The organism is Streptomyces sp. NPDC052023, assembly GCF_044548465.1.
GTDB lineage: Bacteria > Actinomycetota > Actinomycetes > Streptomycetales > Streptomycetaceae > Streptomyces.
Genome location: NZ_JBIUBW010000003.1, coordinates 132,283 through 148,265, shown reverse-complemented (window position 1 = coordinate 148,265; position 15,983 = coordinate 132,283). Strand labels below are relative to the sequence as shown.

General features: G+C 72.3%; 14 protein-coding genes. 5 read left to right on the top strand and 9 right to left on the bottom strand.

The window, feature by feature from the left end; translation table 11 throughout:
- Positions 1 to 1,290: an ABC transporter substrate-binding protein gene (locus ACIHCM_RS08215; protein ID WP_399891002.1), complete on the bottom strand. Its 1,290-nt coding sequence runs from the start codon at positions 1,288 to 1,290 to the stop codon at positions 1 to 3.
- 276 nt (positions 1,291 to 1,566) lie between these two features.
- Between ACIHCM_RS08215 and ACIHCM_RS08210 the strand changes: the two genes are divergently transcribed.
- Complete coding sequence (locus ACIHCM_RS08210; RefSeq protein WP_399890999.1) at positions 1,567 to 2,574, top strand: LacI family DNA-binding transcriptional regulator; 1,008 nt, start codon at positions 1,567 to 1,569, stop codon at positions 2,572 to 2,574.
- A gap of 614 nt (positions 2,575 to 3,188) precedes the next feature.
- Positions 3,189 to 4,571: an amidase gene (locus ACIHCM_RS08205; RefSeq protein ID WP_399890996.1), complete on the top strand. Its 1,383-nt coding sequence runs from the start codon at positions 3,189 to 3,191 to the stop codon at positions 4,569 to 4,571.
- On the opposite strand, the gene ACIHCM_RS08200 is transcribed toward ACIHCM_RS08205, so the two are convergent.
- Together ACIHCM_RS08200 and ACIHCM_RS08195 are read right to left on the bottom strand one after the other, a co-directional pair.
- The gene (locus tag ACIHCM_RS08200; RefSeq protein WP_399890993.1) at positions 4,568 to 5,050 is read right to left on the bottom strand and encodes a GNAT family N-acetyltransferase; all 483 of its coding nucleotides are present in this window, start codon (positions 5,048 to 5,050) and stop codon (positions 4,568 to 4,570) included. The two genes, ACIHCM_RS08205 and ACIHCM_RS08200, sit on opposite strands and share 4 nt — an antisense overlap.
- A gap of 54 nt (positions 5,051 to 5,104) precedes the next feature.
- Positions 5,105 to 5,278, bottom strand: a complete 174-nt coding sequence (locus tag ACIHCM_RS08195; protein WP_103782545.1) for a hypothetical protein — start codon at positions 5,276 to 5,278, stop codon at positions 5,105 to 5,107.
- A 476-nt stretch (positions 5,279 to 5,754) separates the two neighbouring features.
- On the opposite strand from ACIHCM_RS08195, the gene ACIHCM_RS08190 reads away from it, so the two are divergent.
- Entirely contained in the window at positions 5,755 to 6,315 is a 561-nt protein-coding gene (locus tag ACIHCM_RS08190; protein WP_399890989.1) for an HD domain-containing protein, read from the top strand.
- A gap of 420 nt (positions 6,316 to 6,735) precedes the next feature.
- Complete coding sequence (locus ACIHCM_RS08185; RefSeq protein ID WP_399890986.1) at positions 6,736 to 6,906, top strand: lytic transglycosylase domain-containing protein; 171 nt, start codon at positions 6,736 to 6,738, stop codon at positions 6,904 to 6,906.
- Between the two features lie 16 nt (positions 6,907 to 6,922).
- On the opposite strand, the gene ACIHCM_RS08180 is transcribed toward ACIHCM_RS08185, so the two are convergent.
- The 5 genes from ACIHCM_RS08180 to ACIHCM_RS08160 form a co-directional block, all read right to left on the bottom strand.
- Complete coding sequence (locus tag ACIHCM_RS08180) at positions 6,923 to 8,416, bottom strand: SDR family NAD(P)-dependent oxidoreductase (RefSeq protein WP_399890983.1); 1,494 nt, start codon at positions 8,414 to 8,416, stop codon at positions 6,923 to 6,925.
- A 104-nt stretch (positions 8,417 to 8,520) separates the two neighbouring features.
- Positions 8,521 to 9,861 carry a wax ester/triacylglycerol synthase family O-acyltransferase gene (locus ACIHCM_RS08175; protein WP_399890980.1) on the bottom strand — a complete coding sequence of 447 codons (1,341 nt, stop codon included), beginning with the start codon at positions 9,859 to 9,861 and terminating at the stop codon, positions 8,521 to 8,523.
- A gap of 303 nt (positions 9,862 to 10,164) precedes the next feature.
- A complete protein-coding gene (glgC, locus tag ACIHCM_RS08170; protein WP_399890977.1) occupies positions 10,165 to 11,385 on the bottom strand; it encodes a glucose-1-phosphate adenylyltransferase in 1,221 nt (406 codons plus the stop codon).
- Positions 11,386 to 11,442: 57 nt separating this feature from the next.
- On the bottom strand, positions 11,443 to 12,594 hold the full coding sequence (glgA, locus tag ACIHCM_RS08165; protein WP_399890973.1) for a glycogen synthase: 1,152 nt from the start codon (positions 12,592 to 12,594) through the stop codon (positions 11,443 to 11,445).
- A gap of 83 nt (positions 12,595 to 12,677) precedes the next feature.
- On the bottom strand, positions 12,678 to 13,424 hold the full coding sequence (locus ACIHCM_RS08160; RefSeq protein ID WP_399890970.1) for a (2Fe-2S)-binding protein: 747 nt from the start codon (positions 13,422 to 13,424) through the stop codon (positions 12,678 to 12,680).
- Between the two features lie 210 nt (positions 13,425 to 13,634).
- Between ACIHCM_RS08160 and ACIHCM_RS08155 the strand changes: the two genes are divergently transcribed.
- The gene (locus ACIHCM_RS08155; RefSeq protein ID WP_399890967.1) at positions 13,635 to 14,726 is read left to right on the top strand and encodes a DMT family transporter; all 1,092 of its coding nucleotides are present in this window, start codon (positions 13,635 to 13,637) and stop codon (positions 14,724 to 14,726) included.
- On the opposite strand, the gene ACIHCM_RS08150 is transcribed toward ACIHCM_RS08155, so the two are convergent.
- Positions 14,716 to 15,915 carry a transglycosylase family protein gene (locus ACIHCM_RS08150; protein ID WP_399890964.1) on the bottom strand — a complete coding sequence of 400 codons (1,200 nt, stop codon included), beginning with the start codon at positions 15,913 to 15,915 and terminating at the stop codon, positions 14,716 to 14,718. The genes ACIHCM_RS08155 and ACIHCM_RS08150 overlap by 11 nt on opposite strands.
- Positions 15,916 to 15,983: the final 68 nt, after the last annotated feature.

The following is a 15,983-nucleotide window of genomic DNA, read 5'->3' as shown; positions in this document are numbered from 1 at the left end:
TCAGCCCTGCTGCTGAAGCAGCCGATCACAGGCCTTGACAGCGTTGTCAAGAGCCTCCTGAGGACTCTCCTTGCCCTGGAGCGCCCTGGCCACGGCGTTGCGCAGCTCGGTCTTCATCTGCTCGCTGAACAGCACCGGCGTGTAGTTGACGGCGGTCTTCAGCGACTGGGCGGCGGCCACCCGCACCCGGGTCTCGTCCGTGCCGTCCTCCTTGGTGAAGTACGGGTCGTCGAGCGAGCCGGCGGTGCTGGGGAAGATGGCGACCTTCTTGGCGAACGACATCTGGTGCGCGGCGTCGGTGACGAAGTGCGCGAAGGCGACGGCGGCGGGCTTGCGCTGGGTCTGCGCGTTGACCATCACGCCCATCACGTACATGTTGACGTGGCCGGTGCTGGTGATCTGGTCGGTGATGCCGATGTTCTTGTACAGGTTCGGCGCCTGCTTCTTGAAGTTGCCGAGGTCCAGCGCGCTGCCGGGGTTCATGGCCACGGCGCCGGTGAGGAACTTCTTGCCGGACGACTCGGGCGTGGCGGTGAGCGCCTGCGGATCGAGGGCCTTGGCGTCGTAGAGCTCCTTGTACTTCGTGAGCAGTTCGACGCCCTTGGCGTCGTCGAAGGTGAAGCCGGTGCCCTCCTTGTCCATGAGGGGGACGCCGTAGCGGCCGAAGTCCTCGATGGTGGGCACATTGGCCAGGGTGGCGACCTCGCCGCCGGTCTTCTCGGCGATCCGGAGGGCGTTCGCGAAGAGGTCGTCGTACGTCTTCGGCGGCTGCTCGGGGTCGAGACCGGCCTCCTCGAAGAGGGACTTGTTGTAGAACAGCGGCCCGGTGTTGAGGTACCAGGGGAAGGCGTACGTGCCGGTCATGCCCGGTATCCGATGTCCGGCCCAGGCTCCCGGCAGGTACTCCTTCTCGTACTGCCCTGCCGCCTTGTCCAGATCGAGCGCCAGGCCGGCCTTCGCGAGCGGGGCGACGAGGTCGGGCGAGACGTTGACGACGTCGGGCAGCGTACCTCCGGCCGCGTCGGCGCTGATCTTGTCGGCGTAACCCTCGGCGGGCTGGTCGACCCACTTCACGTCCGTGCCGGGGTGCTGCTTCTCGAACTCGGCGATCAGGTCCTCGAAGTACGGCTTGAAGTTGGCCCTCAGATTCCAGGTCTGGAAGGTGATGTCGCCCTCGACCTTGCCGGAGGCGTCGGCAGATCCGCCGTCGCCCCCGCCCCCGCACGCACTGAGCGGCAGTACGGCGACGAGGGCGGCAGCGGCGGCGAGGGTTCTGCGGGGGATGCGCACGGTGACCGGGCTCCTTTACGGCGGAGTGAGCGGGAAATGGCGCCGGGGCAGACCTTGCACGGCAACTCCGCGGGAAGTCAATGTATTTCGCTCAGCTAAAGTCATTAGTTGGGTGTAGGCGCAGTTCAGCGGCTTGTACGTGACCTCTTGCGGCAGATCACTAATGCGCTTTAGAGTGCGGCGACTCGGGCAGGTGCTGAAGCGCATTAGTACCCGACGTGATCGCATGCGGAGGCGGGTTTGTCAGGCAAGCGGTCTCCCGCACGCCGGCCGACGATGAAGGACATCGCGCGGCGGGCCGGGGTCTCCGAGAGCGCGGTGTCCTTCGCGCTCAACGGCAGGCCCGGCGTCTCGGAAGCCACCCGGGCGCGGGTGCGGCGGGTGGCGGAACAACTGGGCTGGCGGCCCAGCACGGCGGCGCGTGCGCTGTCCGGCGAGGGAGCGGCGACGGTCGGCCTCGTGCTGGCCCGGCCCGCGCACACGCTCGGCGTGGACTCCTTCTTCCTCCAACTGGTCTCGGGCATCCAGGAGGTGCTGGCGGAGCGTCATCTCGGGCTGCTGTTCCAGGTCGCCGAGGACGTGGCCGACGAGTGCGCGGTGTACCGGCGCTGGTGGGCCGAGCACCGGGTGGACGGCGTCCTGGTCGTCGACCCGCGCACGGACGATCCCCGGCCCGGCCTCCTCGACGAACTCGGCCTGCCCGCCGTGGTGATCGGCGGCGCACCCGACGAACGCCACCCGGGCATGTCCACGGTCTGGGCCGACGACGGGGGCGCCATGGCCGCCGTCGTCGGCGAGCTGTACGCCCTCGGTCACCGGCGCATCGTCCACATCGCCGGTCTCGCGGGGCTCGCGCACACCGAACGCCGGATCCGTACGCTGCGCGCGGAGGCGGGGCGGCGCGGTCTGACCGAGGTGCGGTCCGTGACCACCGACTACTCCGACGCCGAGGGCGCCGCCGTCACCCGACGGGTGCTGTCCGGCGCGGCTCCCCCGACCGCCCTCGTCTACGACAACGACGTGATGGCCGTCGCCGGTGTGGCGGCCGCGGCGGAACTGGGCTTCCGGGTGCCGGGGGACGTCTCGGTCGTGGCCTGGGAGGACTCCGCGCTGTGCCGCATGGTCAAGCCGTGGCTGTCCGCCCTCTCCCGCGACACGGTGGAGTTCGGCCGGACCGCCGCGCAGGAGCTGACATCCCTCCTGGACGGCGGCCCGGCCCGCACGGTACGGGTCCCGGTCCCCCAGCTGATCGACCGCGACAGCACCGGTCCCTGCGGGGCCTGACACACGCGGGGCCGACCCCCCACCGCCCGTCGGAGGGCCCGTGCGATGAGGCGGGGTTGGGTGACTGGAGTTGCGCCGGGGGCGGGGGCTGCGTGCGGGGCTGAGGGCGCTGCGTGGGTGACCGAGGGGAGCTGCGTGCGGGGCTGAGGGGAGCTGCGTGGGTGACCGAGGGGGCTGCGTGGGTGGCTGATCGGCCCCTCGTGGATGCCTGAACGGCCCTGCGCGATGGGCGATCGGCACTGCGCGAGATGGTTGGACGGACCTGCGCCGGATAGTTGAGCGGCCCGGCGTGATGGCGGCCTTGTGGGCACGGCGGGGCGGACTCAGCGGGAGGGGCGATCCGCCCTGCGTGGAGGGTGGAGCCGTCGCTCGCGGAGGTGGAGCGGCTCGCGGTCGGCGGACGGCTCGCCCAAGGTGAGGCGGGATGACCGAGCAGCCCTGCGTGGAGGGTGGAGCCGCCGTTCGCGAAGGGGGAGCGGCTCGGGACTGCGTGCGGCACGCCCGGTGAGGCCGTCCTGGCGCGAAGGCCGGTCCAGCCCTCGTGGAAGCCGGGGCTGTCCTGCGAGGATGGCGGCGCAGAGCACGCAGCCTGGCCCCAGGACAAAGGAGCGCCCGTGACCGATCGGGTCGGACGGACCGCCGTCGAGATCGCCGCAGCCGTGCGGGAGAAGCAGGTTGCGCCGCGGGAGGTGGTGGCCGCGCACCTGGCGCGGATCGAGCGGCTGGACGGACGGATCGGGGCGTTCCGTGTCGTCCGGGCCGAGCGGGCGCTCGCCGAGGCCGACGAGGTGGGGGCGCGTACCGATCTGGCCGAACTGCCGCTCGCGGGCGTGCCCGTGGCCGTGAAGGACAACCTCGCGGTGCGCGGCGAGAGCATGCGGATCGGCTCGGCGGCGACACCGGACGTGCCGGCCGAGCAGGACCACGTCACCGTCGCCCGGCTGCGCGCCGCCGGAGCGGTCGTGGTGGGGCTGACCAATGTGCCGGAACTGTGCGTCTTCGGTACGACCGAGGGGGTGCACGGCACCACCCGCAACCCCTGGGACCCGACGCGTACGGCGGGCGGCTCCTCGGGGGGCAGCGCGGCAGCCGTGGCGGCGGGCATGGTGCCGATCGCGCTCGGCAACGACGGCATGGGTTCCTTGCGCATACCGGCCGCCAACTGCGGCGTCGTCACCATCAAACCGGGCCACGGGGTGGTACCGGCCGGCATCAGCGACGGCGACTGGTTCGGCATGTCGGAGAACGGCCCGCTCGCGACGACTGTCGAGGACGCCCGGCTGGTGCTGTCCCTCCTCGCCGGCACCGACGCCTCGGTCCAGTGCGCGCCCGCCACCCGAAAGGTCGCCGTCTCGCTGCGCAGCCCCGTCGCCGGCGTCATGGTCGCCAAGCCGTACGCGACCGCCGCGCGGGAGGCCGCCGGGCTGCTCATCAAGGCCGGTCATCAGGTGCGGCGCGCTGACCCGCCCTATCCGGCGTCGCTCAGCTTCACGTCCCTCGCCCACTGGACCGCGGGCACCTGCGTCGACACCCAGGGGCTCGACGCACGGCTGCTGGCACGGCGCACCCGAGTGCACGCCGCCGTGGGGCGGCGGTTCTTGCGGACCGTGCGCACCGGCACGAGCCGGGAGGCACTACGGCGGCGGCTCGAGCCGTTCTTCGCCGAGTACGACGTGCTGCTCACGCCCGCGCTGGCGCGCCGCTCGCCCAAGGCGGGGCCCTGGCACGAGCGGGGCTGGCTGCGCAACGTGGCCGCCAACACCGGCTACTCGCCCATGACGCCCCCGTGGAACCTCACCGGCTGGCCGGCAATGGCCGTGCCGTTCGGCACCCTGCCGTCGGGCGCGCCCTGCGCCGTACAGCTCGTGGGGCGGCCCGGGGCGGAGGGGGAACTGCTGGAGCTGGCACGTCAGTTGGAAGCCGCACGGCCGTGGCGGCGGACCGCGCCCTTGGACGACATGGACGACCCCAGGGACCAAGGGGCTCCGATGGGCTAGAGGGTCTTGTGCATGATGTGGAGCCCGACCCTGCCGTGCTGGGGGTGGTCGAACGCGTCCGGCACCGTACCCAGGATCGTGAAGCCGAGGGACGTCCACAGCTGTACGGCCGGGTTGGTCTCCACGACCGCGTTGAACACCATGGCCCGGTAGCCGTGGGCCTTGGCCTCGGTCAGGATGTGCTCGGCGAGGGCCCGGCCGATACCCCGTCCGGCCTGGTCGGGATCGACCATGAAGCCGGCGTTGGCGATCCGTGCGGCGGGGCCGCTGTAGTTCGCGGTGAGGTAGGCGGAGCCGATGACGGTTCCGTCGTCGTCCTGCGCGACGTACACGCGTTTGGCCGGGTTCATCCACAGGGTTCGGGCCGCGTCCTCGGTGGTGTCCGGGTCCCAGGCGTAGGTCTCGGCGGCGGCGACGATGCGGTGCCAGAACGGCCAGATGTGTGGCCAGTCCGCGGCGGTGGCTTCCCTGATCAGCATGGGCGTGAGTCTCGCACGCCCATGCGGTCGGCGATCGCGAAGGACTCCTGCCCGTCAGTCCACGCTGGGCAGGATGTGCGGCTCGGCAAGGTCTTCCTCGTAGCCCGCCAGGCGGATGGGGGCGGACCGGGCCCACACGTCGAGGCTGCCGATCTCGCCCGGCCGGCGGCCCGCGCGCTCCGTGCGTTCCTTGGGGCGCTGTTCGCGATTCGTCTTCTCCGGTGTCACCGCGCACTCCTTATGTGTCGGGTCACCCTCGGGGCGCGCCGGCGGCCTGCGGTCCACTGCCCGACGCCCGTTCGGGACTGCCATGGATGCTGTTGGACGCGGTGGCGTCGGTAACTCGCGTGAGAGCAGGCCGTTGTGCACCGGCTTGTCCCGGGACGGACGGTGGGTGTGGGTAGGGACCCGTTGCTGCTGTCCGTCCGGACCAGATTAACCAAATGAGCGGGGCACTGCTCGATGGGGCTGAAAACTGCGGGTAACGTTCCCGCGTCATCCCGTGCTCGATCAGGCGAATTTCGCGGCTGTTTGTCACGAGATGGACCCATAGTGACTCACCCGACCGGCCTACTCGGGCGAACAGGCCCGCGACCGGCGGCCCTCGTGGGGTCACGCAGTTCAAGTCCCGTTGGCCGATTCGCAAGTCGGCCATGATCTGCTGACGCACGGCAACGGCTTGACCGGCGGGAGGACTGACGCATATGGAACTGCGCAGTGTCGAAGAGCTGATGGATCTGCTGCACGCCTGCCGCGGCGCCTGGGACACCCCGGACCGCACCGGCGACCCGGTCGACCTGCACGACCACGCGCTGCAGACGGCCGCCTTGCTGCGCCGAAGTCGCCCCGCCGACAAGGAGCTCCAGGTCGCCGGCCTCGTGCACGACATCGGCCATCTGCTGCGGCCCGGCGACGACGCGGGGCACGCGGACCACGCGGCGGACGCCGTCCGGCCCCTGCTCGGCGAACGGGTCGCCCGTCTCGTACACCTGCATGTCCCGGCAAAGCGCTACCTCGCCGCGGTCTCCCCCGAGCGCGGCCTGTCCCCGCAGAGCGCGCTGACCCTGACCCGGCAGGGCGGCACGATGAGCCCGGCCGAGGCCGCCGCCTTCGCCGAGGACCCTCTCGCCGAGGACGCCGTGACCCTGCGCCAGGCCGACGACGCGGGCAAGGTCATAGGCCTGGACGCGGGCGTCATGGAGGACTGGCGCACGGTACTGGAACTGGTCGCGTCCCGAAACTCGCGACTCGGCGCGATGGACTGACCGAAGCACAGGGGCGACTCCGGGCGCCGCCTGATCGCGACGGCCGATGGTGCGCGCCCGGGTGCCGTCCGGCGACCGTGAGCGACGGGCGCCGGTGGGCGCCGGTGGGCGCCGTCCACCGACGGCAAGCGGCGGGCGGGGGTCCGGCCACCTCTGATCATCACGCCGGTGACCGGAGCGGGCGTCGCCACCAGCCGGGCACCGGTACCGCCCACGGGCGCGGCCCAGCCGCCGTCGGCTCGGCGGGGCGGGCGGCGGGCGGCGGGCGGCGGGCGGCGGGCGGCGGGCTCAGCTTCGCGGTGGACACGGCGGGCGGTGTGCGGTGGCCGGTGGGATCATGGAGGTGGAGCCTGTCGGGCGGTGTGTCCCGGCTGTGGGGCCGGGTCGCTTCGGCAAGGTGCCGTGAGGAAGGTGACCCGCATGAGCGACGTCACGCCACCCCCGCGCCCCCGGCGCACCCCGGATGTCGGGGGCCTGTCCCGTACCGTCCTGTACTTCGCCCTCGCGCTGAGTGCCCTGCTGGTCGGCGTGGCCGCCCTGCTCATGGGCATCGCCTGGATGGACCTGGTCGAGAACACCCGTCACTACTGACCGGACGGCGCGCCCCTCACCACTTGCCGGGCGCGTAGTCCTTGAGGAAGACGCCGTACAGATCCTCGCCCGCCTCGCCGCGCACGACCGGGTCGTAGACGCGGGCCGCGCCGTCGACGAGGTCGAGCGGGGCGTGGAAGCCTGCCTCGGCGAGGCGCAGCTTGTCGTAGTGGGGGCGTTCGTCGGTGATCCAGCCGGTGTCGACCGAGGTCATCAGGATGCCGTCGGACTGGAACATCTCCTGGGCGCTGGTGCGCGTCACCATGTTCATCGCGGCCTTGGCGGCGTTGGTGTTCGGGTGGCCCGCCCCCTTGTAGCCACGGCCGAAGACGCCTTCCATCGCGGAGACGTTCACCACATACGCGCGTCCGCTCGCCGCCTTCCTCGCGGCGTCGGCCATGGCCGACCGGAGCTTGCTGATCAGGATGAACGGCGCCGTGTAGTTGCAGAGCTGGGTCTCCAGGAGCTCCACCGGGGAGATCTGCTCGATGGTCTGCACCCAGGTGTTGGTCTCCACGACGTCGGGGACGAGCCCGCCCGCGTCGATGGCGGTGCCGGCCAGGTGCCGCTCCACGCTGGCGTTGCCCGCGACCAGGGCGAGGTCGGCGACCTTCTGGGCGTCGAGGCCGCTGATGCCGACGGGCAGCGCGGCGATGCCGTCGACCGCCCCGGAGTTGAAGGCGCCGATCACATGGTGGGCGGGGAGCTCACCGGCGGGCAGCGGGGCGCTCTCGCCGTCGACCAGCGCGGCGTAGGCGGAGGGCAGGCGGCGCACGGTCTGGGTCGCGTTGTTGATCAGGATGTCGAGGGGGCCCGCCTCGGCGACCCGGTCGGCCAGGGCGACGGCCTGGGCCGGGTCGCGCAGGTCGATGCCGACGACCTCCAGGCGGTGCATCCACTCCCCCGAATCGTCCATCGCCTTGAAGCGGCGGATGGCGTCCTTGGGGAAGCGGGTGGTGATCGTCGTGTGCGCGCCGTCGCGCAGCAGCCGCAGCGCGATGTACATGCCGATCTTGGCGCGGCCGCCGGTGAGCAGGGCGCGCTTGCCGGTGAGGTCGGCGCGGACGTCACGCTTGGCCCGGTTCAGCTCGGCACAGCCGGGACAGAGCTGGTGGTAGAAGTAGTCGACCTCGACGTACCGGCTCTTGCAGGTGTAGCAGGAACGCGGGCGCTGGAGTATCCCCGCGATCCTGCCCTCCTCGGTGCGTGACGACGGCAGCAGGCCCTCCGTCTCGTCGTCGATCCGCTCGGCGGAGCCGGTCGCCGTGGCCTCCGTGACCGCCTTGTCATGGGCGGTCTTGGCGGCCCGGCGCTCCTGGCGGCGGCGTTGCTTGACGGTCCGGTAGATACCGGCGGTGGCCCGGCGCACGGCGATCGCGTCGGGGTGGTCGACCTCCAGCTTGTCGAGCTCCTCCAGCACGCTCAGGCAGACGGCGAGCCGCTCCGGGTCGATGCCGGGCCCGTACACGATCTCGTCCGTGATCGCCGAGCCGTCCTGTGTCACCGTCATCGCCGCTGCCGTTTCCTGGTCTGCCCTCGCGGCGCTCCGGTCGCGACCGCATTCGAACGGCAGATTTTACGGAGCGCCGGGCCGCACCGCCAAACCCGTCATGATCACGGCGCACATGCCTTGATCAGCGTCTCCACCTCGTCTGCCACCGCCTGGGCGAACCGGTCCAGGTCCGGCACGGCCGTCGCGTCGGCCACCAGCCCGTAGTGGACCTGGCCCCGGTAGGTCGAGACGGCGACGGCGAGGGACTGCCCGGCGGCCAGCGGCGCGAAGGGAAACACCTCCGTGAGCGGGTTGCCGCCCAGCTTCAGGCCGAGGCCGGGCAGGGGCACGCTGGTGACGAGGATGTCGAACCAGAGCCGTGCCGCCTGGCTCACCAGCGGTCCGCCGAGGCGGTGGCCGAGCGCCGGGACGTGGTCGGCGAGCAGCGCGACCGCGCCCGCGCCCCGGTTGGGGCCGGCGTCCTTGTTGCGGTCCATGGCCGTGCGGACCGTCTCCAGGCGGCCGCGCGGGTCGGGATCGTCGACCGGAAGCCGTATCAAGTACCCCGACAACCGGTTGCCCTGCGGGTGCGCGGTGCGCGGGCGGCGCTTGGAGACCGGGATCAGGGCGCGGGGAGCGACGCCGTCACTGCCGTCGCCGCGTTCGTCGAGCCAGCGGCGCAGGGCGCCCGCGACGACGGCGATCAGGACGTCGTTGACGGTGCCGCCGGCGGCCTTGCGGATGCGGTGCACGTCGTCGAGGTCGAGGACCACTCCGGCGGTGCGGCGGGTCCCGGAGGGCTCGCAGCTGAGCGCGGGCGAGGAACGCACGCCGAGGGTGGACAGGGCGACGGAGGCGCCGATGTCGAGGGCGCGGCCCACGTCGGACAGGGCGCCGCGCACCACGTCGGGCAGTTTGCGCGCGTCGGGCAGCAGGCGGCGGGGCGGCTGAGCCGGGCGGGGACGGGACGCGTGCAGATCCGTGGGGTCCAGGATCGCCGCCGCCAGGGTCAGCGCGCGCAGGCCGTCGGCGAGGGCGTGGTGGAACTTGAAGAGCACGGCGAACGACACACCGTCCGCCCCCGGCAGCACGTGTGCCTCCCACGGCGGCCGGCCGCGCTCCAGCGGACGCTCCATCAGCCGTCCCGCCACCGCCTGGAAATCGGCCGTCGGGGCATGCAGCCGGACGTGGTCCAGCGGGTCGAAGTCCGGCGCGGGCTCCCGTGCCGCGCCACCGAAGGCCAGCGGGCGCCGCAGGGCCGGCGGCCGCCATACGTTGCGGATCCGCATCCGCAGTCCGGGCACGGCGGCGGCGCGCGCGGCGAGCAGGTCGGCGGCATGGGCACCCGCGGCGGGCGAATGGGAGGTGAACACGCCCAGCGCCCCGAGGTGCATGGGGTGCCGGTCGGACTCGATGTTCCAGAACGCCAGGTCGAGGGGAGCGAGCAGGTCGTCAGAAGTCAATGAAGTGCCTCGCGTCGACGACGGGTGGGCCAGCAGTCAATCGCCCACGCGCGATTACGGTCAAGTACGATCAGGCTACGCACAGTTAACAACAGACTAAGTCCCGCTGCCCGAGACGAGGCGCGGGACTCACGGGACACATGTGACGTAAGAGGTCGCGAAAGGGGTGACGGGCGGCTCGGAGATGTAGCGAGCGTCACACGAAGACACCGCGCGCGCCACACGAGACGTCCGCGCGCCGCACCGGGTCACCCCGCCCGGAGCACGACGCCGAACAAGCACTCGACCCGCCCCCTCACGTCCTCACGGCACCCGCTGCCCCTTCCCCAACGCGATCACCCCGCCCTTGGACACCGTGTACAGCTCGGCGTCCCGCTCCGGGTTGACCCCGATCGTCGCGCCCGGGGGCACCTCGACGTTCTTGTCCAGCACCGCGCCCCGCACCACCGCGCCCCGCCCCACGTGCACGTTGTCGTGCAGCACCGAGCCCTGCACGACCGCCCCCGGGTCGACCACCACCCCGGGCGACAGCACGGACCGGGTGACCTGCCCCCGGATCAGGCAGCCGGCACTGATGATCGACTCGCCGGCGATGCCGCCGGCGTTGAACCGGGCCGGCGAGAGCTGGTTGGAGTGGGTGTAGACGGGCCAGCTGCGGTTGTAGAGGTTGAAGGCGGGCCGCTCGGCGATGAGGTCCATATGGGCGTCGTAGTACGCGTCGAGGGTGCCGACGTCGCGCCAGTAGCCCTGGTCGCGGGTGGTCTCGCCCGGCACGTGGTTGCCGCTGAAGTCGTACAGGTGGGCCTCGCCGCGCGCGGTGAGCTGGGGCAGGATCGAACCGCCCATGTCGTGCACGGAGTTCTGGTCCTCCGCGTCCCGCTGGAGGGCCTCGACGAGGACCTTGGTGGTGAAGATGTAGTTGCCCATCGAGGCGAGCACGCAGTCGGGGTCGTCCGGGAGGCCCGGCGGGTCCGTGGGCTTCTCCAGGAACCGCTCGACGCTGCTGCCGTCCGACCCCGGCGTGATCACCCCGAAGGAGGACGACTCCGAACGTGGCACGCGGATACCGGCCACGGTCACACCGGCGCCGGAGTCGATGTGCTGCGCGAGCATCTGCCGCGGGTCCATGCGGTAGACGTGGTCGGCGCCGAACACCGCGACGTACTCCGGCTGTTCGTCGTGGATCAGGTTCAGGGACTGCAGTATCGCGTCCGCGCTGCCCAGGTACCAGCGCGGGCCGAGACGCTGCTGGGCCGGTACCGGGGTGACGTAGTTGCCGAGCAGACTGGACATCCGCCAGGTGGTCGTGATGTGCCGGTCCAGCGAGTGCGACTTGTACTGCGTGAGGACGCAGATGCGCAGGATGTCGCCGTTGACGAGGTTGGACAGGACGAAGTCGACGAGGCGGTACGTCCCGCCGAAGGTCACCGCGGGTTTCGCCCGGTCCGCGGTCAGGGGCATCAGGCGCTTGCCTTCTCCGCCCGCCAATACGATTCCCAGCACCGAAGGTCCACCGCGCCGCATCCCGCCGCCCCTCTAGCCCGATTGTGCGCCGTGCTCTGCTTGTCGACTACCCCGGATCTACCGCGGCCCGAGGACTTCCGCGTAAAGACCGGCCGTGCGCCGGGCGACCGTGTCCCAGCCGAACTCCCCCACCGCGCGCTCCCGCCCTGCCTCACCCATCCGCCGGGCACCCTCCGGGTCGGCGAGCACCGCGTCCAGCGCGCGGGCGAGGCCGGCTTCGAAGTCGTCGTCCACGGGCACCAGCAGGCCCATCTTGCCGTCGGCGACCACCTCGGGGATGCCCCCGACCCGCGAGGCCACCACGGCGGTGCCGCAGGCCATCGCCTCCAGGTTGACGATGCCCAGGGGCTCGTAGACGGAAGGACACACGAAGACGGCCGCGTGCGTGAGGAGTTGGATCACCTCCGGACGGGGCAGCATGCGGCGGATCCAGTGCACGCCGTCGCGGACCCGGCTCAGCTCCCGGTACAGCTCGCGGAACTCGCGGTCGATCTCAGGGGTGTCGGGCGCGCCCGCGCACAGCACGACCTGCGCCGACGGCTCGATGACGCGCACCGCGCGCAGCAGCTGGGGCACGCCCTTCTGCCGGGTGATGCGGCCGACGAACAGCACGTAGGGGCGGGCCGGGTCGACGCCGAGACGGCGCAGGACGTCGGTGTCCGGGTCCGGCCGGTACATCGCGGTGTCGATGCCGTTGTGCACGACATGGACGCGGGCCGGGTCCAGCGCCGGGTAGCAGGCGAGGATGTCCTCGCGCATCGCTGCGGAGACGGCGATCACCGCGTCGGCGGCCTCGGCCGCGGTGCGCTCGGCCCAGCTCGACAGGGCGTATCCGCCGCCGAGTTGCTCGGCCTTCCAGGGCCGCAGCGGCTCCAGGGAGTGGGCGGTCATCACGTGCGGGATGCCGTACAGGAGCTTGGCGAGGTGGCCGGCGAGGTTGGCGTACCAGGTGTGGGAGTGGACGAGTTCGCGGCCCTGGAGGGCGGCGGCGACGGAGAGGTCCACGGAGAAGGTGCGCAGGGCGTCGTTGGCGCCGTCGAGGGTGGGCCACGGGCGGTGGCGGACCACGCCCTCGCTGCGGCCCTCGCCCCAGCAGTGCACGTCGAGGTCGACCAGGGGCCGCAACTCCCGTGCGAGGAACTCGACATGGACGCCCGCGCCGCCGTACACGTCCGGCGGGTACTCCCGGGTCAGCAGTCCCACACGCACCCGGAACCCCCTGTCTCAGCGGCTGGTGCCTTCATGGTCACCCAGATGCGCCGCGGGCGGAAGACCACGGGATGGCCACCGGGTTAAGCCGTGGGCGGCCGGGTGAAACAACAGTCGCCGCACAGGCCTCCGCCGGGCACGCGGTAGTACAGACAGCAGCTGCGGCGCCGGAACGCGGTGCCGGTGAGGATGCCGGTGCCGCGCAGCAGGGGATGCGTGAACAGCTCGGCGGTCAGCGCCCGGGCCCGGGTGGCGGTGTCCGTACGGCCCTCGGCCCGGGCCCAGCGGTCCAGTTCCCGGGCGGCACCCGCCAGCGCGGATCCGGCGTTGCCCCACAGCAGTCCCTTCGCGAGCCGGTGACGGGCGCGCAGGGTGGCCGCCAGGGGCTCGAGGTGGCCGTGCAGCACGGTGTCCCCGAGGGTGACGGCGTCTCCCGGCAGCGGGCGCACCTCGGTGAGCCACAGGTCGTCGGGGGCACTCGCGTCGGCGTCCCAGCGCAGCAGCCGCGCATCGAGGTCGGGGATCCGGCCGCACAGGACGGCGCAGCCGAGGGCGGCCGACCAGAGGCGGGCGGCGAGGCCCAGGTGGGCCACCGAAGCGGCGATCCGGGCCTCCGGGGCGCGCAGGGCCGTCGCCACCTTCTGGACACGGAAGCTCAGAGGGTCCTGGGAGACGTCCCGTGCCGTGCTGTCGTACACCTGTCCCAGAGTCGGCAATGCGCCGGCCCGGCTGCGCGGGGTGTCCCCGACCGTGCGCAGGACGAAGAAGCCGCCGAGCGGTGCCAGGGCGGTGAGATCGGGGTCGAGGTCCACGAGGACCAGTAGTACCAAGCCCTCCCAGGGGCCGGCCCCTAGGGTGTCCCTCTCCGGTAGCCCACCTTGGGGATGACGGGCGGCCGGTCGTACTCCATCGGCAGTAGGTCTTATTGCGTGCTCAGGTACGACGACGGGAACAGTACGACAAGGCATCGTGTTGGTCATGAAATCCGACCGTTCGCCGCGCCGGGCCCGGTGCCCCCGCCGCCCGCAGAGGAGCAGGCCATGAGCGCCCTCGCGCTGTCCGTGCTGCTGTCGCTCGTCTCTGCCGTGGCCTACGCGGGCGGGGCGATCGTGCAGGAGCGCGTGGCGGAGGCGGACGGGCAGTACGCGCCGTTGCGCAGGCCCGGCTGGTGGGCCGCGGTCGCGCTGAACGGACTGGGTGGCCTGCTGCACGTGGCGGCCCTCGCCTACGGCCCGCTGAGCCTGGTGCAGCCGCTGGGCGCGCTGACCATCGTGTTCGCGCTCCCCATGGCGGCGTTGTTCGTGGGGCGCAGGGCCGGGTCGACGGCCTGGCGGGGCGCCCTCATGGCGACCGTCGGCCTCGCGGGCCTGCTGGCCCTGGTCGGCACCTCCGGCTCGCGGTCGCTGGACGGGCCCGCGCAGCTGGGCGTGTTCGCGGTGACCACCGCTGTGGTCGGCACGCTGATGGTCATGGGCCGCGCGGCGCACCGGCATCCGACGGTGCGCGCGACGGTGCTCGCCACCGCGTCCGGGATTGCGTTCGGCATGTCCTCGGTCTTCACGAAGTCCGTCGCGGTCGACTGGACCGGCGGTCCGACGGCGGCGCTGCTGCCGTCGCTGGCCGCGATCGGGGTGTTCGCCGTCGCCGGTCTGCTGCTCTCCCAGGCCGCCTACCGCGGCGCCGGACTGGCAGCCCCGCTCGCCACGCTGACCGTCGTGAACCCCGTCGTGGCGGCCGCCGTCGGCATCACCATGTTCGGCGAGGCCTTCCGGTACGGCACCACGGGCACGATGCTCGCGCTGGGCTGCGGCGTGGTGGCGGCGGGCGGGCTGATCCTGCTGACGGCGGAGCGGGTCGAGCGCGCCGAGGGCGTGACGCCGCTGCCCGAGCAGGACCTCGTTTTCACCGGCGAGCCGGCCGCCATCACCGTGCCGGACGGTGTCTTCCTGCCGAGCCCCCTCGCGGCGGGCACCTACGCCGCCGACGCGCACACCGGCGCCGGCACCGCCGACACGCACGCCGTGGCGGCGGCCGTGGTCCCGGACACCACGCCGCCGTACTACGCCCTGTACGGTGCGCCGTACGTCCCCTTCCCGGCCCTGGACCGCAGTCGCGTCCGGGTCAGATCCTGACGCCCCCGGCCCGCAGGTACGCCAGCGGGTCGACGTCGGAGCCGAATCCGGGCCCGGTCCGCACCTCGAAGTGCAGATGCGGGCCCGTGCTGTTGCCGGTGGAACCGACCCGCCCGATGCGCTGGCCCGCGCTCACCGACTGCCCCGGCCTCACGGAGATGGCCGACAGGTGCGCGTACTGGCTGTAGCGGCCGTCGGAGTGCCGGATCACCACCTGGTAGCCGAACGAGCCGCCCCACCCGGCGTCGACGACCTGCCCCGCCCCGACGGCCTTCACCGAGGTGCCGGTGGGCGCGGGGAAGTCGACGCCGGTGTGGTAGCCCTTGGACCAGCTGGAGCCCGTCGCGTGGTAGGCGGTGCCCAGCGGGCCGCTGACCGGGGCGACCAGGGAGCCGCCACGCCGGACGGTGCCGCCGTCGTCGGAGGCGGACCTCTTCGGCGCTGATTTCGGCGCGGACTTGGGCTTGGGCGCGGGCCTGGGCTGCGCCTTGGGTGCCTTCTGGGTCGTGCGCGGGGCCGCCGGGGCGGCCGGGGTGGCCGTGGCCTTGGCTCGCAGGTTCAGCCGCTGGCCCGGCAGGATCAGGTCGGGATCGGCCCCGATGGTCGCGCGGTTGCCGGCGTAGAGACGCTGCCAGCCGCCGTGGACGTCCCGCTCGTCGGCGATGGTGGAGAGCGTGTCGCCGCGGACGACGGTGTACATCTCGGCGGTACCGGCACGCGACTGGGGTGTGGTCTGCGGCTGGACGTCCGCCGCCGCGGACCTCGGGGTGCGCGTCACGGTGCCGGCGGGTCTGATGTCGGGGCTCTCACCGCCCCGCGTCAGCCCGGCGCGCTGCGAGCACACCGGCCAGGCACCGGGCCCCTGCCCGTCCAGGACCTTCTCCGCGACGGCGATCTGCTGGTCCTTGGTGGCCAGATCCGCGCGTGCCGCGTACGCCGCGCCGCCGTAGGCCTCCCAGGTGGACTGGCTGAACTGCAGTCCGCCGTAGTACCCGTTGCCGCTGTTGATGTTCCAGTCGTTGGTCGACTCGCAGGCGGCCACCTTGTCCCAGGTGGCCACGTCGGCCGCGTGCGCGGCACCGGTGCCGACGAACGGGAGGGCCATGCCGGCGCCGCCCGCCGTGACGGTGAGCGAGGCGCGGTTGATCCTGTTCGGCTGATACCGGCGGTGCCGGCCGCGTACGGCCATGGGGAGCCCCCTCGACAAGCGTCAGGAGGGCCAAAAGTATGCGCCGCGAACAGGCCATGACAAGACGG